Origin of the sequence: Oceanobacillus indicireducens, assembly GCF_014647195.1 — a bacterium.
Lineage (GTDB): Bacteria > Bacillota > Bacilli > Bacillales > Amphibacillaceae > Oceanobacillus > Oceanobacillus indicireducens.
Map to the genome: position 1 here is coordinate 100567 of NZ_BMOS01000003.1, position 21430 is coordinate 121996.

At 41.7% G+C, this 21430-nt stretch carries 18 protein-coding genes; all 18 read right to left on the reverse strand.

The features are described 5' to 3' along the window. Positions 1-29: 29 nt before the first annotated feature. The 18 genes from pflB to IEX94_RS03295 all read right to left on the reverse strand — a co-directional run bounded on the left by pflB (position 30) and on the right by IEX94_RS03295 (position 21157). Complete coding sequence (gene pflB / locus IEX94_RS03210; RefSeq protein ID WP_373290787.1) at positions 30-2273, reverse strand: formate C-acetyltransferase; 2244 nt, start codon at positions 2271-2273, stop codon at positions 30-32. 276 nt (positions 2274-2549) lie between these two features. Beyond that, on the reverse strand, positions 2550-3905 hold the full coding sequence (locus tag IEX94_RS03215) for a tripartite tricarboxylate transporter permease (protein WP_156854884.1): 1356 nt from the start codon (positions 3903-3905) through the stop codon (positions 2550-2552). After that, on the reverse strand, positions 3905-4324 hold the full coding sequence (locus tag IEX94_RS03220; RefSeq protein ID WP_156855023.1) for a hypothetical protein: 420 nt from the start codon (positions 4322-4324) through the stop codon (positions 3905-3907). The genes IEX94_RS03215 and IEX94_RS03220 overlap by 1 nt, the downstream gene beginning before the upstream one ends. 259 nt (positions 4325-4583) lie before the next feature. After that, positions 4584-5237, reverse strand: a complete 654-nt coding sequence (locus tag IEX94_RS03225; RefSeq protein WP_229782539.1) for a YdcF family protein — start codon at positions 5235-5237, stop codon at positions 4584-4586. Beyond that, positions 5224-6438, reverse strand: a complete 1215-nt coding sequence (locus tag IEX94_RS03230) for an MFS transporter (RefSeq protein WP_188856082.1) — start codon at positions 6436-6438, stop codon at positions 5224-5226. The genes IEX94_RS03225 and IEX94_RS03230 overlap by 14 nt, the downstream gene beginning before the upstream one ends. A 164-nt stretch (positions 6439-6602) precedes the next feature. Continuing rightward, the gene (locus IEX94_RS03235; protein WP_188855996.1) at positions 6603-8519 is read right to left on the reverse strand and encodes a vWA domain-containing protein; all 1917 of its coding nucleotides are present in this window, start codon (positions 8517-8519) and stop codon (positions 6603-6605) included. A 15-nt stretch (positions 8520-8534) separates the two neighbouring features. Beyond that, positions 8535-9404 carry an ATP-binding protein gene (locus tag IEX94_RS03240; protein WP_188855997.1) on the reverse strand — a complete coding sequence of 290 codons (870 nt, stop codon included), beginning with the start codon at positions 9402-9404 and terminating at the stop codon, positions 8535-8537. Between the two features lie 565 nt (positions 9405-9969). Beyond that, the gene (locus tag IEX94_RS03245; protein ID WP_188855998.1) at positions 9970-10320 is read right to left on the reverse strand and encodes an SCP2 sterol-binding domain-containing protein; all 351 of its coding nucleotides are present in this window, start codon (positions 10318-10320) and stop codon (positions 9970-9972) included. Positions 10321-10804: 484 nt separating this feature from the next. After that, a complete protein-coding gene (gene ftsW, locus IEX94_RS03250; protein ID WP_188855999.1) occupies positions 10805-11932 on the reverse strand; it encodes a putative lipid II flippase FtsW in 1128 nt (375 codons plus the stop codon). An 8-nt stretch (positions 11933-11940) separates the two neighbouring features. After that, entirely contained in the window at positions 11941-13092 is a 1152-nt protein-coding gene (gene rodA, locus IEX94_RS03255; RefSeq protein ID WP_188856000.1) for a rod shape-determining protein RodA, read from the reverse strand. A 25-nt stretch (positions 13093-13117) separates the two neighbouring features. Beyond that, positions 13118-13753, reverse strand: a complete 636-nt coding sequence (locus IEX94_RS03260; RefSeq protein WP_194461786.1) for a DUF1232 domain-containing protein — start codon at positions 13751-13753, stop codon at positions 13118-13120. 139 nt (positions 13754-13892) lie between these two features. Then, complete coding sequence (locus IEX94_RS03265) at positions 13893-15068, reverse strand: M20 family metallopeptidase (protein WP_229782540.1); 1176 nt, start codon at positions 15066-15068, stop codon at positions 13893-13895. 9 nt (positions 15069-15077) lie between these two features. Next, on the reverse strand, positions 15078-16082 hold the full coding sequence (locus IEX94_RS03270) for an ABC transporter ATP-binding protein (protein ID WP_188856002.1): 1005 nt from the start codon (positions 16080-16082) through the stop codon (positions 15078-15080). Beyond that, on the reverse strand, positions 16060-17064 hold the full coding sequence (locus IEX94_RS03275; protein WP_188856003.1) for an ABC transporter ATP-binding protein: 1005 nt from the start codon (positions 17062-17064) through the stop codon (positions 16060-16062). The genes IEX94_RS03270 and IEX94_RS03275 overlap by 23 nt, the downstream gene beginning before the upstream one ends. Before the next feature lie 13 nt (positions 17065-17077). Then, complete coding sequence (locus tag IEX94_RS03280; RefSeq protein WP_188856004.1) at positions 17078-17974, reverse strand: ABC transporter permease; 897 nt, start codon at positions 17972-17974, stop codon at positions 17078-17080. Positions 17975-17986: 12 nt separating this feature from the next. Next, positions 17987-18901, reverse strand: a complete 915-nt coding sequence (locus tag IEX94_RS03285; protein ID WP_188856005.1) for an ABC transporter permease — start codon at positions 18899-18901, stop codon at positions 17987-17989. A gap of 78 nt (positions 18902-18979) precedes the next feature. Next, the gene (locus IEX94_RS03290; RefSeq protein WP_188856006.1) at positions 18980-20551 is read right to left on the reverse strand and encodes an ABC transporter substrate-binding protein; all 1572 of its coding nucleotides are present in this window, start codon (positions 20549-20551) and stop codon (positions 18980-18982) included. Positions 20552-20884: 333 nt separating this feature from the next. After that, on the reverse strand, positions 20885-21157 hold the full coding sequence (locus IEX94_RS03295) for a YbyB family protein (RefSeq protein ID WP_188856007.1): 273 nt from the start codon (positions 21155-21157) through the stop codon (positions 20885-20887). Between the last annotated feature and the right edge of the window lie 273 nt (positions 21158-21430).

Below are 21430 nucleotides of genomic sequence, written 5' to 3' on the forward strand. Positions count from 1 at the left end.
TTTAATTTCGCTTGCCTTCTCATTTGTTTTTATCTGCTTTCATGGAATGTTCGGTTAATCACTTCAATTTGCTGTTCTCTTGTCAGCTTAATAAAGTTAACGGCATAACCGGATACGCGGATGGTGAGCTGCGGATATTGCTCTGGATGTTCCATTGCATCGAGCAATGTTTCCCGGTCAAATACGTTTACATTCAAGTGGTGACCTTCCTTATTTGCGTATCCGTCCAACATTGCAACAAGGTTCATGACCCGAGTATCTTCATCTTTTCCTAATGCTCTCGGTACGATAGAAAATGTATTACTAATGCCGTCCAGTGATTCTTCATAAGGTAACTTCGCAACGGAAAGTAATGACGCTAGAGCACCATTCTTATCTCTGCCGTGCATTGGGTTCGCACCTGGGGCAAAGGCTTCTCCTGCTTTTCTGCCATCTGGTGTATTACCAGTTTTCTTCCCGTAGACGACGTTGGATGTAATTGTCAGCACGGATTGGGTTGGCACTGCATCACGATATGTTTTGTAATGCTTGATTTTTTCCATAAATGTTTTTACAAGATAAACTGCAATATCATCCACACGGTTGTCATTATTTCCGTATTTCGGGAAATCTCCTTCGATTTCATAATCGACGACAAGCCCTGCTTCATTGCGGATTGTTTTTACTTTTGCATGTTTAATCGCACTTAAGGAGTCGGCTGCAACGGATAGACCTGCAATCCCACAAGCCATCGTACGTAAAACTTCTTTATCATGTAATGCCATTTCAATTCGTTCATAGCTGTATTTATCGTGCATGAAATGAATGATATTTAATGTGTTCACATAAATCTTCGCTAGCCATTCCATCATATCGTCATATTTCTCCATGACTTCATCATAATCCAAGTACTCTGCATTGATTGGGGCATAGGCAGGAGCAACTTGTACTTCGGATACCTCATCTTTTCCGCCATTTATCGCGTAAAGGAGTGCTTTCGCTAAGTTAGCCCTGGCACCGAAGAATTGCATTTGTTTCCCGATTGCCATCGCAGACACACAGCAGGCAATTCCATAGTCATCGCCATAAATTGGACGCATAATATCGTCATTCTCATATTGGATTGCACTTGATTTAATGGACATCTTCGCACAATATTTTTTAAAGTTCTCCGGTAATTGCTCGGACCAAAGGACAGTTAAGTTCGGCTCAGGTGCCGGTCCAAGATTATCTAACGTATGCAAGAAACGGAAAGAACTTTTTGTAACAAGTGGTCTTCCGTCATTTGCAATCCCGCCGATGGATTCCGTCACCCATGTCGGGTCACCACTGAACAGTTCATTATAATCCGGCGTTCTTGAGAATTTGACGATTCGCAGTTTCATTACGAAATGGTCGACTAACTCTTGTGCTTCCTCTTCTGTCAGAATACCATTTTCCAAATCACGATTTATATAAATATCTAGAAATGTAGACACTCTACCTAAACTCATAGCGGCGCCGTTTTGTTCCTTAATCGCTGCAAGATAACCGAAATATAGCCATTGAAATGCTTCTTGCGCGTTGGTTGCCGGCTTAGAAATGTCGAATCCATAACTTTCAGCAAGCTGCTTTAATTCATGTAATGCACGTATTTGCTCGTTAATTTCTTCACGGTCTCTAATGACTTCTTCACTCATCATGCCATTTGCACCAACTGAACGAAGCTGTTCTTGTTTATCCTCGATTAAACGATCGACCCCGTACAACGCAACCCGGCGATAGTCGCCGATAATCCGTCCACGTCCGTAAGCATCTGGGAGTCCTGTAATAATACCAGCTCTTCTTGCTGCACGGATTTCAGGAGTATATGCATCGAATACACCTTGGTTATGCGTTTTACGATACTCTGTGAAAATGTGCTTTACTTCCTCATCCACCTCGAATCCATAAGCTTGGGCAGCATCAACCGCCATCCGGATTCCTCCAAAAGGCTGAAGGGATCGCTTGAACGGAGCATCAGTTTGTACACCGACAACTTTTTCTTTTGATTGATCCAAATATCCTGGACCATGTGAAGTTATCGTGGATACAACTTTCGTATCCATATCGTATACTCCGCCATTTTCTCGCTCTTTACTTGTTAATTCCATCACATGATCCCATAACTCAACTGTTGACTTTGTTGGTCCTGCCAAGAAACTTTCATCTTCCACATAAGGTGTAAAGTTGTTCACAATAAAGTCACGCACATCGATTTCAGTTTCCCATTTTCCACCGGTAAATTGAAGTTTTTCTTTTGTTTCAGTTGCCATTTTCATCAACCTCCTGGATTGGTGTTCATCATTACTTATTGTTTAGTAAAGCTATAATGATCAGCCACTCATTTGTTCAATGCCTCACATTTAATTACATGTTCATTATATCACATAGGTCGGTGATTTTGCACTGTATTATACGTGAAATTGTGACAAAATGGTAAATTTAGATGTGCAGTGGGCTTTTAAACTTAAGATAATTGGGACAGAGGGTCAGAGCAAATGTCCCACCTGACTGGGACATTTGCTCTGACCCCCTTGTCCCGCTTTCTATTATAATCCTAGTAATGTTGAGATGATCCAGCTGGATCCGTAAAATACCATGAACTGGACTCCGACGCCTACTCCGAGAAAACGGTTCAGCATTCCGCCGACCATGGCCATGGCAAAGGTGACGAATACCGCAACTAGTCCGCCTTCGTAAAATGCAAGCAGACATACGATCCCTATAAACATTGCAATAATTGCTTCCTGATTAATTCGTTTCAACACGAGCACCGTTGCTTTTCGCGCATAATTCATTGAAAATGGATAAGCAATGATGGATGCAACAATCAATCCGATTAAACCATAAATGAAGAAATCCATCGGTGCCATCAACGTATGCAGATTATGTACCGGTTCTGTCGTGTATACCGGTGGTGCGTTAAATAACGCTTGAGCCGGCCCAATCGCAACCGGGCTAAGTGGAATTCCAAACGCAATAAGCGGGATAAGCGTTTCCGCAACATAAGTCGATTCCGTTACTGCGTTCATCGTAGCAAGACTAGTTGTCGATTTTTTATATTGCCCTTTCACCCTCGAACCAACAATTTCTCCCATTAGTGATGTCATTCCAACTGGGCTAAGTGCAAACGTTAATGATGAAAGGAAAGACGTCCCCCCTACCACAGCTGTCTGTTTTTTCGTTAATACTTTAAACGGGTTTGGGAAATATCCGGACCAAGACTTCTGCTCAGGGGCAAGCTTATATTCATTCTTTTTCGTCCGTTCTATGTTGGGGCGTGCACTACGGGAAGTCGCGAGTAATATATCCGTTAACATCGGCCCAATCGCAATTCCTAGAAAGAAACTGATGGACAAGCCGCTCCCTAATATTGATGTACTGACTAAATTCAAGCCTTGAATAATTAAAGCTAGGGGAACAATGAGCAGAATACTAACCCAACGTCCTTTTGAAACATACCCGATCAATACGGCAGCTAGAGTAAATATAATACCTGCATTATCCTGGAAAAATGTCCCGAATTGACTTAAGAATACAGCGAATAATAATGCAATGGGAAGGGCAATGAATGCACCAATAATTCCACCCGAAATCATTTTTCTAAGGGCGATATGGGGTAAACCAATGCGGCGCATAAAGTTCGCGTGCTCAAGCATCGGAGCTGCCGTCGTGTCTCCCGGGACCCCCATTAATGCGGTCGGAATTGCATGCGTCAAGTGCTTTGCAAGTACTGCCGACATAAAGAATGCAAACACTGCTTCAGGTGGCGCACCAAGTAACACGACAATTAACGTTGCCGGTACCATAACCGCCGTTTCGTCTGATCCTGAAATAAGACCTATTAAAGTAAATATGACTCCCGCAACAATTGCGAGTAGTATCGCAAGTAATAATACATTCATTAATGCTCTTCCCTCTTTTCTTCCATAAACATGTCATAGATTCCTTGCTCTTTCATTTCTTGTGCTGTTACGGGATCATTCAATATCGCTTCCCGTTCCTCTTCAATATCGAATTGCAGTTTTTGATACACTGCGGTAAGCTCAGCACTCGTATTTGGAGTCTCATTCAGTATCCGCTTTGGTTTGAATAATAATGTATTGATTAGAAGTGCGATTAAACTTCCCGCAATTCCGAGCAGTAGAGAATAGGACTTCACCATTTGTTCAGGTGCAATATGGGGAAATATTTGTTTTCCAATAAAGAAACCAATTAAACTTAAGGAAATACTGAGACTAATTGTCGCAATAAGATGCTTGCCATAAACAGTATCTCCAATTACCTCAACATAGGATTCCTTGTTCTTCTGTTGTTGCGCCATTTTATTTCTCCTTTCTTCTTAGCTGTTTTCAGTATGCCCATGCTCTTGTTTTGTGATAAACTAAACAAGTCGGTGAAAATAAATTTCATCATCCATTCAACAAGATTGAATATTAAGAAACTTTGTTGAATAGAATATTTTTAGATAGCTTGCTGCACACCATTTGATTATACCTAGGTTTGTTGAAAAATGTAAAGTAATATTAATAGATCATGGGATAGACAGAAAAAAGTGGGACAGGTTGACCCCGTGTCCCACTTTATTTCATTTGGAATTGTTCTAATAGGAAGTAATGTGCTAGTTTCATATATTCCGTTGTGACGCGTTGGATATCTTCTCGGTCCTTGTACCATCCTCGTGCCTGATACGGATCGTACGGTGTTGGGGATGAGTAGATTGTAATGCCTTTATCATTCAAAGCTTTATTGAAAATTAACTTCGCGCGGTAGGAATGGAATTTGGATGTCGTCAAAATCAAATGATCGATTTCCGTGTGATTCTGTACATATTTTCTCACTGCCAGCGCTTCATCTTTCGTACTTTCTGCATCGCCAGGGATGATCGTTATCTTTTCTTCCGGAACACCAGAATCTGTTAAAATTCTTTTACTTAATTCAGCATCCCCTGGAATGGTAATATTTTTTTCTTCTAATAATTCACGTCCCTCAAGATGAGACTGCACCATCCATATTTGATCCGCTTTTTCGTTTTCATAAAGTTCAAGTGCACCAAGGGCCCGGTCGCCGACACTTCCCATCAACAGTACTAACACTGTTTGCTCAACATCTTCCAAATCATCTTCCGTTACAAGCAACTCCCCGCCATAGCGGAAAAACAAAAGAACAATCGTGACGAGTAATATGAATAATAGAATCAGCAAATATCGCTTTTTCAATCTGTTACTCGGAAACATATCCTGCGTGCCCCAATTCCCGGTTGATTTCTCTTAATTTCTCATCGGACGGAAGCATTACTGTCAATAAACCAAGTAATGGCAAAAATGACACAATAATCATTGTAGGATTTAAGCCAATCCAGTCAATTAAACTTCCGAAAAATACAGAACCGACTGCTCCCATTCCAAATGCAAGTCCGACAATTAAACCTGACATCGTGCCAACTTTCCCTGGTACCATTTCCTGACCATATACTACGGCAACTGAGAAACTTGACAGGATAAGCGTTCCAATTATTCCGATCAAAATAAGTGCTACGAGCGGGCCGACATATGGGAGTATGATGGTTAACGGCACGGGAGCAAGTAAGGAACCCATAATAACCGCTTTTTTCCCAAAACGGTCAGCGAGAGGACCACCGATAAATGTACCAATCGCTCCAGTTAGAAGAAACACAAAAATAAAGGTTTGTGATTCGGCGATAGAGACACCGTAATTTTGAATCGCGTAAAAGGCATAATAATTTGAAATCGCACTATGATACAAAGAGCGAACGAACACAACAAATACGAGTAAAATCACGGCATTGCGAATAACTTTCGGCAGTTTTTGCTTTTGTTTTGTCTCTGTAGATTTCTTTTCCTTTTTCGTTGCTTTCTTCACGACTTCTATTTGGCCGGCGTACCACCTAGATATGTAGACAAGGAACATGGAAGCGATAAACGCAACAAGTACAAACCAAATCGCACCGAATTGCCCCATCGGTACAAGAACAAGTGCAGTAATAATAGGTGCAAGCGCTTGTCCACTGTTTCCCCCCACTTGATAAATTGATTGTGCAAGTCCCCGCTTATTCCCTGCTGCAAGATAGGCAACGCGCGAACCTTCTGGGTGAAAGACTGCTGAACCTAATCCGATTAAGACAACACTGATTAAAATTGTAGGAAGGTTCGGTGCAAATGCAAGACCAAGCATCCCGAACATACTTGACAGCAAACCTAATGGCAGGGCATAAGGCATTGGGCGCCGGTCTGTGTACATCCCGACAACCGGCTGCATGACAGATGCGACCATGTTTAACGTAAAGGTAATAAACCCGAGCTGTGTGAACGTCAGTCCAAGTGACCGTTCTAAAATTGGAAACATTGCCGGAATAACAGCCTGCAAAGAATCATTCAACAGATGAGTGAGGCCAATAATAAATAAAATCGAGTACATCGTTTTGTTCTGTGTCTGTAACTTAACAGCTGATTGCTTCGCCAATATGTATCGCTTCTTTCTATAATATTCATTCTATTTTACATATTATAACATAGCGGGACATTGGGGTCAGAGTAATTGTCCCAAAATGTGGGACAATTACTCTGACCCCAATGTCCCGCTCAAATGGTTTTAAGTAGGAGCTTTTTCAAGAGGGTGCTGAAGTGTTCGGGTAGTTCTGCGACGGTTGGTACCATGATTCGTTCTTTGCCGTAAATATTTTGCATCGTGAATTCGTCTTTTTCCTCGATTTCCCCTTCTGCGAGGAACATTCCGATGACATCCATTCCTTTTTTCCTAGCTTCCGATACAGCTACATGCGTATCGACAATTCCGTTCTGGTCATAGCCGCTCGCTGCAGGCTCTCCATCAGAGAATACGAGTAAGAATTTATTTTTCTCGCGCCGGGCTTCAAGCGCCTCTACTGCCACGCGAATACTGAAACCATCCCGATTATCCTCTTCCGCTTCCAATTGCAGGATTTTCGCCCCATTATTTGCGTACAATGAATCCGTATGGGAATGGATTATATGGAAATAGTTCGGCAAATATCCCGGTCTTACTTCATTCGCATCTTCCCAGAAACCAATAATAGAATGAGGAATCTTCAATTCTTTCAATACTTCATGAAACAGAATTATTCCCTTCTTCGTCTCTTCCATTTTCCCAAGCATCGAAGCTGAGCAATCAACAAGCAACGTAAACACTGCATCAAACTCATTCGATTCTTCATTTTTCTTATAAAAGATCCGCGGATTATCTTCCAGGACTACAGATAGCAGCTTATTCGATAAGCGACCAATAAGTAAATCTTTCCGAGGATTCGTCTGTTTATGCTCGATTGTTTTACGAATGGTATTGGCAAGCCTGCGCTGATACATTTCAATCGAAGCAACATATTCCCGGTACAGCTCCTGATCTTCTGGACTCGGCACTTCAGCTTCCTTCACAATCTTTACAGCATCCGTATTTTCTTCCCCATAGACAGACTCATTACCTTGTTTTGCATCTTGCGCACTTTGTTCATCTAGTGCTTCCATTTTCGAATAATCGTTCTGCTTACTTTCCCCGGCCGCACCTTGAATACTTGCTAGCGCCTGATCGGCATCTTCGGTTTCTCTTACCCCTCCACCGAGCATACTCGATTTCGCCCCTTGCTCAAGCTCGAACTGCAAGAAGTTCTGCTTGCGGTCTTCGTTCTCACTCTCCCTGTGCCAAGTGGAAAATGTTTCATCAAAATACTCGCTCTCTTCCTTATTCACGTCTTCTACATCATCATTCGCGAGTTGATCGGTACGCGTCAGTTCATCAAATAACGTATTTTTCTCATACCGCTGAATCTCACTCACTGGAAAAATAAAATACTCATTGATGGAATCTTCCTCATATAGCTCACCTAGACGAAATACAATTTTTTCACAGATTTCCGTAATATCCCTAGTCGTTTCCGCTTCATAAATGGAATAAAGCATGGGTTTCAATATCTCAAGATTTTCCTCTGCTCGTTCTGTCGCCCGTCCGAAATCCGGATCAGGATGATTAGACTGAATGAGTAAATAAATAAGGCAAAACAATTCATCCAATCCTCGGCTGCGCGTGACATTAGCAGATACTTGCCTTGTGAAGAAATGCTGGAAATACTTTCTGCGTGTCTGGAAAATTGCAACCGTCCCCGGACGCTCTTTTTTAATTATTTCCTCTAGGCGGATATCTTCAAATAGAGCAAATAGCTGGGTTGCAAATTTTGACAGATGCGATTCCTCAATATTCCGCAGATATTCCTGCATATCGGGTATATAAGAATATCGCATCGTACCAATTGCGCGAAGATAGACATCACTTTTCAAGCCGGCTACTTGTGTTTCCAAATCAAGCTTTTCCCAGAACCTGCTTCCCGTCACTTTTTCATCAACAAGATTCACTCCAGCACCAAAACCATATTCAAATTTCAATTCTGCAAAGCCGGATAACACGCTCGTTAAGTCCTGCAGCTGCATATAATAATTCGTTCTGACCCGTGAGTCATGGAAACGATACATCTTGTATTCTCCTTTTTAAAATAAGGTTTCGGCTATATTATTGACAAATTCACGTTCTCTTTCTTCCTCAAGCTTATCTGTAATTGCTCGGAGGATCGCTCGTTTCGGCGTAATAAGCGTACTTAAATCGCAGGCATCGAGCAATGCACGAATCGATGCAGCCTCTTCAGGCAACTTACCTTGATAGACCGCAGTGATCAAGTCTCCCGATAACCGGACAAATAAGTCGACTAATCTTTCATCCGTTAAATTCGTCGTAGTTGTAATGAGTCGTTTCAGTTGTTCACCTTCAATATAAGGAACTTCAATTACAATGAAACGGTTTTTCAGTGCTTCATTCAGTGGAACCGTCCCAATATACCCCTCGTTGATCGCAGCAATAACACCAAATCCATCTTTCGCCGTTACAATTTCATTCGTGAACGGGTTCGTAATCGTGCGGCGGTAATCGAGAACACCGTTAATAAGCGGTAACGTCTCAGGCTTTGCCATATTAACCTCATCTATATATAAAAAGCTTCCTTCTTTCATCGCATTCGTAACCGGTCCCGGCACAAAATCAATCACTTGCTTACCTTCTTCATATGAAAGTGTTTTAAAGCCGAGTAAACTTTCCGCATCGAGATCAACGGAACAATTCACACTGAACATCGGCTGCTGGAATAAATTTGATAGTGTTTCCGCAAATTTCGTTTTCCCAGCTCCAGTCGGTCCTTTCAGTAAAACATTCTTTCCCATACTGAGTGCGACAATCGCATCCACTAATAAATCCATATGCGGCGGAACATACCCACCCGGACGAATCAAATACGCAAACTCCCCTGGATCCCTCCTTCGCACAACCTCCAACCGATCACTCACAACATCAGGCAACACATAATCCATCAACAATTACTCCTTTCAAAAGTGGGACAGAGGGTCAGAGCATTTGTCCCAGCCCCAGACCTGTTATATCCATATCTAATTTATATTCTGTTTCATATTTATTCTTATTATGTTTCAATGAACAACAATTCCATTATACCTAGAGTTGCAGTATGATTAAAATGATTTGTATTATACAATTCCTCTGAAACTAGTGATACAGTTTATTCGATGAAAATCGTTTATTTCAAAACCACTAAAGAACAAAGACTTTTCTAGCTTCTTTTTTTGAAAACTCTCATGCAAACTCATGTACAATCTCTTTTGAATGGTGTCGCGATTAGAGCCAAATTACTTTAATAAATCGGAAAACGAACACTTACTACCTGTGACGATAAAAAAAGACAATCAAAAACGATTGCCTTCCATTTCTAAATATTATGTTTTCTTGTAAGGGAGCAATACTAATAGAATTGCAGATCTCCTTTAGCTTAGAATTCCATTTATTGCATTACAAAAATAAGTCGATTATACGTGTGAAAAGCTTGTCCAAGTCAACCTGTATCCTCTCTTTCCCCTTTTAATTTTACTCAAAATTATATTGCTTTAATAAACTTTCTAATTTCATTGCTTTTGTAATGTCTCCATCTATTTTTAATTTTCCAGTCATGAATGCCATTGTTCCGCCCAAATTTCCCGTTAAAAATTTATAGAAATTTTTAATTGACATTTTTAAAGTACAGTCTGGTTGGTTATTAGATTCCTGTGTAACCTTCGCCTCTCCACCTTGTAAATATAGCTGGTAACTTTCTTCTTTCGTTCCTGTAATATCAAATTGGTAAATTAAACGAAGATCTTTTATTGGTTCTGGATTTTTATTTATTACCTTTTCTATTTTTTGCATCGTTTCATGCAGGTTTACATATTCTTCACTCATTTGGTTAGCTCCTTCGTATTATAATCTTTATAAAAGCATTTCCATTCGAATTATAAATGTATTCTAATAAAATTACAATATTGAAAACTATCATTATGATCCAGCAATCCAATTAAATAATATGACAATGATGTAGGGCTACCTTTAAACCCTCATTGTTCTTTTTATAGAAGGAATAAATGACGAAATATCCCCATAATTAGTTCAGATAGCTAATCAAGATGATTGACTTTCAAAAATGGTTTTAATGCAACGTTAGTGTAATTTCCTAGACAACAAAAAAGTGGGACAAGGGCTCTGACCTAGGCCACTGAAAAAGTGCCGATTAAGAAAAATAAAAAAATCAGTTCCCAATTTTTAGCTGTTTTTAGATATAAAAGTGGGGGATAACAACCTAAATTCTTTAGTTTTGGATATCTAAGTGGTGTCTGATAATTTTGAATTATGGTTTTTCAGTGGCCTAGCTCTGACCCCGTGTCCCACTTCAAGCTGCTGACATTTGGTTTTTGATGGAGATGTTGGTTAGGATGCCTAAGGAGATCATCGTGAAGAGCATGGATGATCCGCCGTAACTGATTAATGGTAGTGGAACTCCGGTAATTGGCATAAGCCCCGATACGGCACCGAGGTTGATAATGACCTGTGTCATCATTTGAAAGGTAATCCCTATCGCTAGCAATTTTGCGAACATATCCGTCGTCCCTTTTGCGATCTGCACGCCGCGAAACATGAGAAATAGATAGGCCCCCATTAAAATAATGAGACCAAAAATCCCTAATTCTTCAATAATGACCGCCATAATGAAATCCGTATGGGCCTCTGGAAGGAATCCGAGCTTTTGCACACTATTTCCAAGACCGCTCCCCCATAGACCACCGGTTCCAATTGCAATATAGCCATTCACCAGCTGATACCCTGTTCCTGCCGGATCTGCGAATGGATCCATAAACGAAGTCACCCGCTCCATTCGGTAGGAGGTAGATGATATAAAATACACGATAATCGCCATTCCGACACTGCCTAACATCAACAAATGGCGACCTTTCACACCGGAACAGACAATAATGAACCCACATGCAAACAAAATTAATGCAGCAGAGCCTAAATCAGGTTGCTTCAATATCAGTATAAACATAACAGATAATATAATTAATGGAGGCAACACACCCGTCTTAAACGAAGCAAGCTTTTCCTCACTTTTAGAATAAAAGGATGCAAAGTAGATAATCATAAATAATTTAATTATTTCTGTTGGTTGAAAAGTGAAGGGACCTATCCCTACCCAGCGTTGCGAGTAGTTCCTGACAACCCCCACTCCCGGAACCAACACAAGAATTAATAGTATGATTGAAAAAATGACTAACATCGGGGCAAGCTTCCGGTAATTTTTATAAGGAAATAACGCCACAAAAATAAATAAGAAGACGCTGAGTCCAAACCACTGCAACTGTCGAATAAAAAAGTGGTTCGCGGATCCATATTCCAAATAGCCAAGTACATAACTACTGCTATAAATCATCAACAACCCGAATCCGGCTAAGAGACATGCCACCACGATGATGCTATAATCCATGTGTTTCAATCTATTTAATATAATTTTACCCATAGTCATTTATCCTTTCATCCATCAGCAAATAAATATTTTCTCGTTCTTAATTGTACACTAAGTACGAGGCCGATGACGATGAAATTTGTTAATAATGCACTTCCCCCGTAGCTGACAAAAGGAAGAGCTATACCAGTAATTGGGGTGACTCCTATTGTCATGCCGATATTTTGGAACACCTGCAAGGAAATAAGACCAACTGCGCCCATACAAATATAGCTACCGAATAAATCATTTGCTTCATTCGCAATTTGCACGAGACGATAGATCAGTAAAAAGTAAATGAATATTAGAATACTGCTCCCAATAAAGCCGAATTCTTCACCGACTACCGAAAAAATGAAATCGGTATGGGCTTCCGGGATATTCCCACTCTGTACTTGCACCCCCTGGTTTAATCCCTTTCCGCCTAACTGACCAGATCCAATCCCTAGTAAGGCCTGCTGTAATTGATACCCGTAATCTGAAGTATATTGCTCCGGGTATAGCCAGCCATATATTCTTTCTAACTGATGGGATTTAAAAAAACGTGTAAATAATTCATGATGAAAATAAAACAAGTAAACTAATAGACCCATGAACGCGGTCCCTAAACTAAAAATTAGCCCGATCATCTTAGGCGATATACTCGAAACGACGAGAATCGATGCGGTAATTCCAACGATAACTAAGGCAGAACCTAAATCAGGCTGCAACATAATCAGTACAAAGGGGATAATAGATATCAAGCCAACCTTAAACGTAAGCTTAATACTCGCTTTAAAAGATAATTTTTCCGAACCAATTTTACTTAAAATAAAAGCAAGATATACGATAAGCGCTATTTTCATAAATTCAGTCGGCTGAATTTCAATGAATCCTAAGTTTAACCACCGCTGAGCTCCCTTCTTTTCCGTTCCAAACAAGTATACAAGCAGCAATAGGCCGACACAGACTAAGTAAAAAATAAGGGCCATGCGCTTTAGTAAATCATAATCAAAACGGGCAATCGCCAACATGATGCCGATTCCGACCGCATACCAAATAACCTGCCGCACTACAAAATGATACGGATTATCCGCGACATATTGGCCAGAACCACTATAAACGGCCACGATGCTGAACAAGAATAATCCGAGTAAAGTTATTAAAATAGTAGTATCTAATTGTTTTTTATTTCCAAACATAGGAACCCTTCTCTATCCATATTCTTTATTTTTCTAGCTGTTTCATAACGACTTGCACAACGATGGCATCATCCATAAACCCTACCGGGAAAAGAAAGTCTGGCAGCAAATCCTTCGTAACAACAAAATAAAGAAGTGCTGCTCCCATTAAACCAAGTTCCTTCACCGATCCTTTTCTATTGATAAATCTAGAAAACATCGATTGCAGCTGTTTAATATAGGGACCCCGGCCATCGATTTTGGCTAGCTTTGCTTGGAAGTTATCCAAAATTGTCTGTTTCCCTTCCTCTGTTAAACTATGTTCCTCGTAAATAATAATTTCTTGCTGTAATTCTTTCTCTGTAAATTTTCTTTCATGTTCATCCATTACAGCTAATACATGGTGCATTTTTTCAAAAACAGATTGCAGCTCATTTGGCTCTCCTTCACCTGTTTCTTCAATATAACCTGCAGCTTGCATGAGTGGTAAGACATCGGTACCTAGGCCTTTCGACAGTTTCTGAAGATGATGGATGTTCGCTCTTCGTTTACCGTTCAATATTTTAGAGATCGTTGCATGGTCTACTCCCGATTCTCTACTTAATCTTCTAATGGAAAATTGTTTCTCCTCCATCAAATCATACAACACTCTATGTAGCGTCTCAAATCGATACTCAGCCACTTGATTTCCTACCTCTCCAAAAAGCCTTAACTCTGTCGAATCTACCAAACCGGTGACAATTTGTCAACAACACAAAGGCGAAATCTCAACGTTTCTTAAACACAAGAATAAAGAGGTCAATCATTTATAGATCAACCTCTTATGATATGACCTCTCCTTTTTTCTTGCTAAGCAGTTCACAAGTCACTGCAACAAGTGCACACTTCCCAGGGAAATGTTCAAATTTAATATGTTCATTCCTTGCATGCGGCCCACCACCTGGTATTCCAAGCCCATCCAAGGTCGGAATTCCAAGGGCAGACGTGAAGTTGCCATCACTGCCACCGCCTGCGCTTGCCCCCTTCACTTTAATTCCGAGTTTCTTCCCAGCCTGCTTAGCGAGTGCAAATAGCGCCAGATTTCCAGTTGTTTTTTCTAGTGGCGGACGGTTCAATCCGCCCTCTATAACAAGATCAATTTCAGGATGACTAACGGAGAGCGATTCAATGGCGGCCTCTATCCGTTTCGCTTCCCCGCTGTTCTTCACCCGGAAATCCACTTCAATCTTAGCCTTTTCCGGAATCACATTACTAACGGAACCGCCATTTATTTTCCCAACATTGATAGTTGTACCTTTTTTATAATCTGTCAGCCCTTCCAGCTTTTGAATAATCTTAGACATTTCCAAAATAGCACTGACCCCATCTTCATGATGATTTCCGGCATGCGCACTTTTTCCTGTCGCCGTAATCGTATATTCCCCGACACCTTTTCTTTCTAGTTTCAGCGCATGACTCCTTGGCGTCGGTGGCTCCATCACAAATACCGCATCACAAGTCTTAGCCGTCGTTTCGATAATTTCTTTGGAAGTAAGACTACCAATCTCTTCATCAGCTGTAAATAAAAAGACCGGAGAAAAAGTGAGCTCACCCTTCGTTTCAAGCAAGGCCTTTACCGCCCAAATCGAACAGAGCAATCCAGCTTTCATATCAAAAATTCCCGGCCCGTAAATCTTGCCTTTCTTTTCAACAACCGGTAACTCACCTTTTCCCCACACCGTATCATAATGGGATAAAAATAAAATCCGTGGTCCAGGTTGTTCCGGTATTTCATATTTCAAATGATTGCCGGTTTCTTCCATCTGGAACGTTTCAACTGTAAATCGGTCTCCAAAATGGCCGGAAAATATCCGCTTGATCGTTCGTTCACAAGCGAGTAATGCTGACTTTTCATGACTTGGAGACTCAGCCCTCACCAACTCTATTAACTCCGCTTTCAACTTCTCCTTATTAGACGTTAGGTATTGGCGTACATCACGTGTACTAATTTCCTTCACATTCCTTCTCTATAATTTTTTCTCCGCCTGTTTCTCTGCGCCAAGTGGATGATGACAAGCTACAAAATGGCCAGCTCTCTTGTCTGTAAACTCCGGCTCGACTTGCATACAAATCTCCGTCTTATACGGACAACGGGGGTGGAATTTACAACCGGGTGGCGGGTTGACCGGATTTGGGATATCTCCTTCCAATAGAGGACGCTGTTCTTTCCGCTTGGTAGGATCTGGAATCGGAATTGCTGACAGCAACCCCTCTGTATATGGATGCATCGGGTTTGTAAAAAGTTCTTCTTTTGTCGTCCATTCAACAATTTTTCCTAAATACATAACGGCAATTCGGTCGCTTACATGTTTTACAGCCGGCAGACCATGGGCAATGAATATATAGGTGAGCTGCAGATCCTTCTGCAACTTTTTCAGGAGATTTAAAATTTGCGATTGAATGGATACATCCAAAGCAGATACCGGTTCATCACATATAATCAGTTTCGGTCGGAGTGCAATCGCTCTCGCAATTCCAATCCGCTGACGCTGTCCCCCACTGAATTCATGAGGATACCGATTCAGAAAGGAACGATTCAGCCCGACTAAATCCATTAAATCCAATACTTCTTGTTGCAATTCTTCCTTATTTAAATCCCGGTGCGTTCTTAGTGGCTCAGCAATAATGTCAAATACGCGTTTTCTCGGGTTTAGCGAGGAGAACGGATCTTGGAAAATCATTTGGATGTCCGCCCGTTGTCTCCGCAATTGCTCTCGGGAAAGTGCGGACATGTCAATTCCTTCAAAGACAATTTTTCCGGCTGTCGGTTCGTGCAGATGAACGATTAAATTACCGAGGGTAGACTTGCCACAACCTGATTCCCCGACAACTCCTAGTACTTCCCCATTCTGTACGGTAAAACTGACATCATTTACCGCACGGAGATATTGCTTCTCTTTTTTAAAAAAACCTTTCGTCACATCGAACGACTTTTGAAGTCCCCTCACTTCAAGTAAAGGATGCTCGCTCATTCAAATCCACCACCTTTTCACCGTGCAACCAGCAACGGACCTCATGTCCCTTTCCAACCTTTGTTACAGTTGGACGCTCCGCCTTACATTTATCCATTACAAATGGACAGCGATCAGCAAATTTACATCCTTCCGGGAATTCAAACGGACCAGGAACCGTGCCGGGAATGGAGACAAGTTCTTCCTTCCATTCATCTATCTTCGGCGTGCTATCGATCAAGCCTTTCGTATAGGGATGCTTCGGTTCTTTGAATAACGTATACACATCGGCTTGCTCCACAACTTGGCCACCATACATGACAATCACTTGATCGGCCATTTCGGCGACGACACCAAGATCATGGGTAATGAATAGGATCGATGTCCCCGATTCTTCAATCAAATCTTTCATCAACCGGAGAATTTGTGCCTGAATGGTTACATCAAGAGCCGTTGTCGGTTCATCGGCGATAAGTAGTTGCGGGTTACAGGACAATGCCATCGCAATCATGACGCGCTGCCGCATTCCACCGCTTAATGCATGCGGATGTTGGTCATATACTTTATCTGGCCGCGCAATACCAACCTTCTTCAGCATCTCGATACCGATTTTTCGTGCTTCTCTTTTATTTTTCTTCTGATGGAGTCGGATTGATTCAGCAAGCTGGTTCCCGATTGAAAAGACTGGATTTAAGGACGTAAGTGGTTCCTGGAAGATCATTGCAAGCTGATTCCCGCGCAGCTCACGCATTTTCTTCATTGACATACCAACTAAATCCTTACCTGCAAAAAGAATTTCACCGCCGACAATTTTTCCCGGCTCTTCAATTAAGCCCATCACCGATAAAGAGGTTACACTTTTCCCTGATCCGGATTCCCCGACGATGGCAACAATTTCCCCCTTCTGGATAGAGAAAGAGACATCATCCACCGCCGGAACGACACCAGCCTCTGTATAAAAATATGTTTTTAAACGATTGACGGTTAATAATGCGTGCTCCATTCCATCGCCTCCTTCACTTCACCGATCGCGGATCAAGAATATCCCGCAACCAGTCACCAAGGAATATAATTCCTAACACAGTGATGGTGATAGCAAGCCCAGGGAATGTCGCTAACCACCAGCTTGTCGCCAAATAATCTCTCCCATCACTAAGAATCGTTCCCCAGGATACTTGCGGCGGCTGAATACCTAGCCCTAGAAAGCTTAAAGAAGATTCTAAAATGATTGTGCTTGCTACACTTAATGTTGCAACGACGATAAAAGAAGAAATGACATTCGGATAAAGGTGAGAAAAAATAATATTGCGATGTTTCACACCGATTGACTTTGCCGCCCGAACAAAATCCCTTTCCTTTATCGATAAAACCTCACCACGGATGATCCGCGCATATTGCACCCAGTTTGTCACGCCAAGGACAAGGATTAAAGTAAATAAACCAGGACCAAATACTCCCAACATCACTAAAGCTAATAAAATATTTGGGATGGCTAGAAAGGAATCTGCAAGCCGCATGAAAAAAGTATCAAGAAATCCGCCGAAATATCCCGTGAAAAGTCCAACAAGAATACCAATGATTCCTGCCAGGACAACGGAAGAAATACCGACTAATAAGGAAATTTGTGAACCATAAATAATCCGGCTTAATATATCCCGGCCCAAATTATCCGTGCCAAGTAGATTTTCCCTATCTCCCCCTTCCATCCAAACTGGAGGCTTATGGGTATTTACCGGATCGATCACATTCGGTTCATGTGGTGCAAGCCATGGTGCAAAGATTGCAATAATCACAATCGAAATTACGATGACAAGCCCGACTGTTCCCGTTTTACTCCGGAATAATAACTTCAGCCAACGTTTCAGCTTCGAATTTTTCCTTGCTGGTCCCTGCATGATACTAGGTTGCGGCATGTCACTCACCTCCTACTTATACCTGATCCGCGGGTCTAATAACTGGTACAAAAAGTCAGCAATCAAATTCATCACAATGACGAAAAACGCAATGACCATCACACATGCCTGAACGATTGCCATATCTCGATTGTTCACTGCCTGAATAAGCAATTGTCCGATTCCCGGCCAAGCAAATACAGTTTCCGTAATCAATGTACCGCCGATAAGCGTCGATGTCTGGAGTGCGATGATTGTAACGACAGGGACGAGCGTATTTCGGAAAGCATGTTTATAAACGACTATTCCAGTTCTCAATCCTTTACTTTTGGCCGTCCGGATATAATCCTGCCCCAACGTTTCAAGCATACTGGACCGGATAAGTCGCGTCATTTCCGCCGCAATCCCTGTGCCAAGCGTAATCGCAGGCAAAATCAAATGGGCGAATGACCCTCTCCCGGACACGGGGAAAATAGAATAGGTTACGGAAAATATGAGGATAAGCATGATTCCTAACCAGAAATTCGGCATCGCTTTTCCAAGCACGGCCGCACCGGTTGCTACTAAATCAATACTTGAATTCTTTTTCGTTGCAGACCAGATGCCTAAAGGTATAGCAATCATAATCGCAACGAGTATAGAAGCGATGGCAAGTTCAAGAGTAGCAGGAAGCCTTTCAAAGACAAGCAGCATGGCGTCCTCACCGTAACGGAAGGAGGTTCCGAAATCACCTTGCAGCATATTCATTACATATCTCCCGTACTGTACATAGAAGGGGTCATCAAGTCCTAATGCTGCTTGCAGTGCTGCGATGTCCTCAGTCGTAGCATCTTCCGGTAACAGCAATGCCACCGGGTCACCGGCGATAAAGACGAGTGTGAAAACGATGAAGGTAATGATCAACAATACGGGAATGATTTCCAAGATTCTTTTTAAAAAGTAGTTCACCGGTCATCCCCCTTCCAATCGAAAGTTCTCCCGAAAGCAGGGATGAATGAAGTCTGCTTCCGGGAAATCCCTTGCCAATCATTTTCTTGTAATCGTATCTACATAAATCATCTCATCCATTGTCGGCGTATAATCGAGTTCCTCACTTACGCCAATATTGATTGATTCCATATGCAAAACAATATGGGCCGCGTCCTCTGCCAGCAGTTCCTGTGCCTTAATATACTGTTCATTTCTTTCCTCAAGATCCATGTTTGTCATTGCCGCAGCAAGCAGCTCCTCGACTTCATCATTCCGGTAATCTGTTTCCCCTTCAAACCGGTCGGCACTATACCAATCTAAGGCGTTCGCAGCATCAAACATCGAGTTACCTAACCCTAGTAAATAGGCATCTTCATTCTCATTGGCATTTCGAAGTTCGACAAAATTACTCCATTCCATGAACTCGATATTCGCTGTCACACCAATCTGTGCCCACATACCGGCAACCATTTCCGCAACTTCCGCGTCTTGCAAATAACGGCCCCTTGGAGAGTGGAGCGTCATTTCAAAACCATCCGGAAACCCTGCTTCAGCGAGCAATTCTTTCGCCCGCTCCAAGTCATAGTTGTACGTATCATATAAATGCTCTGCATACCCAAAGTTACCAGGTGCAACCCGTGTAATCGTCGGCACCCCTGCTCCCCCTAGCAAACTATCAATAATCGCTTGGTTGTCAATTGCAAGGTCCAGTGCTTCTCGTACCCGCTGATCTGAAGTCGGGTAGCCTTCTGTTGATCTTAAGAAAATCATCAATGTCCGATTTGACGTCTCTTGGGCTAAATACGTATTCTCATGATCTGCCACCCGGTCCCAATCTGCCGGCGGAATATTGACGGCAATATCAGCTCCACCTGTCAGCAACTCGGAAACCCTCGTCGAGTTCTCAGGGATAACCCGGAAAACCAGTTGATCCCATTCCTCATTTTTTCCATCAAAATAATCATCGTACACTTCAAATACAATCCGATCATCTCTTACCCACTCAACAAATTGAAAGGGGCCTGTTCCAATTGGATTTTGTAAAAAGTGATCAAAACCATTTTCTTCAATATAGTTGGAAGGTAATATAGCTGAAGCAATCCGTGAAATCCGGTTGAGCAGCACGGGCTCTGGTTCATGAGTGATGATGCGGAACCGGTAATCATCCAAGATCTCTACTTCTTTAATCTGGTTATAATTCGGATAATCCTTCAGTTCTTCCCCAGTTGCGACTCGTTCCAACGAATACTTCACATCAGCTGACGTCAATTCATCACCATTATGGAATGTGACGCCTTCTTTCAGTTTGAATTCCCAAGTGAGGTCATCAATATTCTCGAAAGACTCCGCAAGGTCTGGCAATATTTCTCCCGTCTCATTATCACGCTTCACGAGATAGTTGAACATATTCACGTGAATCGCTTCCGTTGACGTATTGATATGATCATGCACATCAAACGTAACCATGTCGGAACCAACCGCGATTGTGAGTGTTCGCTCATCTCCACCTATATCCGCTGTCTCACCCGTGTCCTTGTCTTTTTCTCCGTCTTCTTCATCATTGCTGCAAGCACCAAGCAAAAATAACCCCATAAGCAAAAGCCCAAGCATCCAAATCTTTCTTTTCATCGGCCCCCTCCTTTTTTAATCAAGTTACGCAGGCAACATGTTCCTTCATATATATGCGGATACAAGCAAGAACAGACCTAGTACCATAATCTATATGTGATTATTGATGGAGTTTCTTACCAAGCAGATTTTGATGAAGTGCGGCAAGTTGTCATGTAAAGTAAGGGATAGCCTGCAGGAAAAATTCCATGTCGTCCCGTTTGAAGCGGAGAATATTGATGGAGATAAGACGAGGGAAACGAGGTTTGTTTATATATCAGATTGATTTAATAAAGAAAATCAAAAAAAACACCAACAAGCAATTTTCTGTTTGTTGGTGTTTTCTACTTCTTATTATTCACTTTTCTCTTCCTCTTCTTCCTCTTCTTCCTCTTCTTCCTGGAGTTTATTGTAGTATTGTACGCTTGTTAGAGCTCCTTCATCAACCATTTTCGCATCATCCGCGGCTCCAACAGCTCCGGGTCTTCCTAGCTTTTTTACATAGGACTGTGAATCTTTATCCAACCCGATTAATTTCTTCACCTTTTCCCTATTTTCGCTTTTCGATAAATAGGCAACTCCAAGAGCTGCTCCAGCAATTCCAAGGGATTTGGTCAATTTCCCCATTTTATCACCCCTTTATCTGAAATTTTGAAGAATCTTCTTCTATTAATATTATATCATAATACACCTGAATGTTCTGTTACTTAAGTAATCTTCCACTTTTTCGATTATATAAACAGCTAGAGCGAACAAAGGGTTAACCAGAATTTCCTCCGATTAACCCAATTCATAAAGTGAAACTCATTCAGTGGGGAATTCCTTCCCCCCACTGAATGTTAGTTGAACAGAATCAGGTATTTACGGACTGTATATCCCCCACCTTAACATTTTGGTTTT

What these genes read in the sequence shown, in the direction of transcription:
- IEX94_RS03290 (WP_188856006.1), bottom strand. Translation starts at nt 20,551, where the DNA reads ATGAAAAGAAAGATTTGGATGCTTGGGCTTTTGCTTATGGGGTTATTT.
- IEX94_RS03270 (WP_188856002.1), bottom strand. Translation starts at nt 16,082, where the DNA reads ATGAGCGAGCATCCTTTACTTGAAGTGAGGGGACTTCAAAAGTCGTTC.
- IEX94_RS03220 (WP_156855023.1), bottom strand. Translation starts at nt 4,324, where the DNA reads ATGGCGCAACAACAGAAGAACAAGGAATCCTATGTTGAGGTAATTGGA.
- IEX94_RS03240 (WP_188855997.1), bottom strand. Translation starts at nt 9,404, where the DNA reads ATGGATTATGTGTTGCCTGATGTTGTGAGTGATCGGTTGGAGGTTGTG.
- pflB (WP_373290787.1), bottom strand. Translation starts at nt 2,273, where the DNA reads ATGGCAACTGAAACAAAAGAAAAACTTCAATTTACCGGTGGAAAATGG.
- IEX94_RS03275 (WP_188856003.1), bottom strand. Translation starts at nt 17,064, where the DNA reads ATGGAGCACGCATTATTAACCGTCAATCGTTTAAAAACATATTTTTAT.
- IEX94_RS03235 (WP_188855996.1), bottom strand. Translation starts at nt 8,519, where the DNA reads ATGTATCGTTTCCATGACTCACGGGTCAGAACGAATTATTATATGCAG.
- IEX94_RS03295 (WP_188856007.1), bottom strand. Translation starts at nt 21,157, where the DNA reads ATGGGGAAATTGACCAAATCCCTTGGAATTGCTGGAGCAGCTCTTGGA.
- IEX94_RS03225 (WP_229782539.1), bottom strand. Translation starts at nt 5,237, where the DNA reads ATGTTTCCGAGTAACAGATTGAAAAAGCGATATTTGCTGATTCTATTA.
- ftsW (WP_188855999.1), bottom strand. Translation starts at nt 11,932, where the DNA reads ATGACTATGGGTAAAATTATATTAAATAGATTGAAACACATGGATTAT.
- rodA (WP_188856000.1), bottom strand. Translation starts at nt 13,092, where the DNA reads ATGTTTGGAAATAAAAAACAATTAGATACTACTATTTTAATAACTTTA.
- IEX94_RS03245 (WP_188855998.1), bottom strand. Translation starts at nt 10,320, where the DNA reads ATGAGTGAAGAATATGTAAACCTGCATGAAACGATGCAAAAAATAGAA.
- IEX94_RS03230 (WP_188856082.1), bottom strand. Translation starts at nt 6,438, where the DNA reads ATGTACTCGATTTTATTTATTATTGGCCTCACTCATCTGTTGAATGAT.
- IEX94_RS03280 (WP_188856004.1), bottom strand. Translation starts at nt 17,974, where the DNA reads ATGCCGCAACCTAGTATCATGCAGGGACCAGCAAGGAAAAATTCGAAG.
- IEX94_RS03215 (WP_156854884.1), bottom strand. Translation starts at nt 3,905, where the DNA reads ATGAATGTATTATTACTTGCGATACTACTCGCAATTGTTGCGGGAGTC.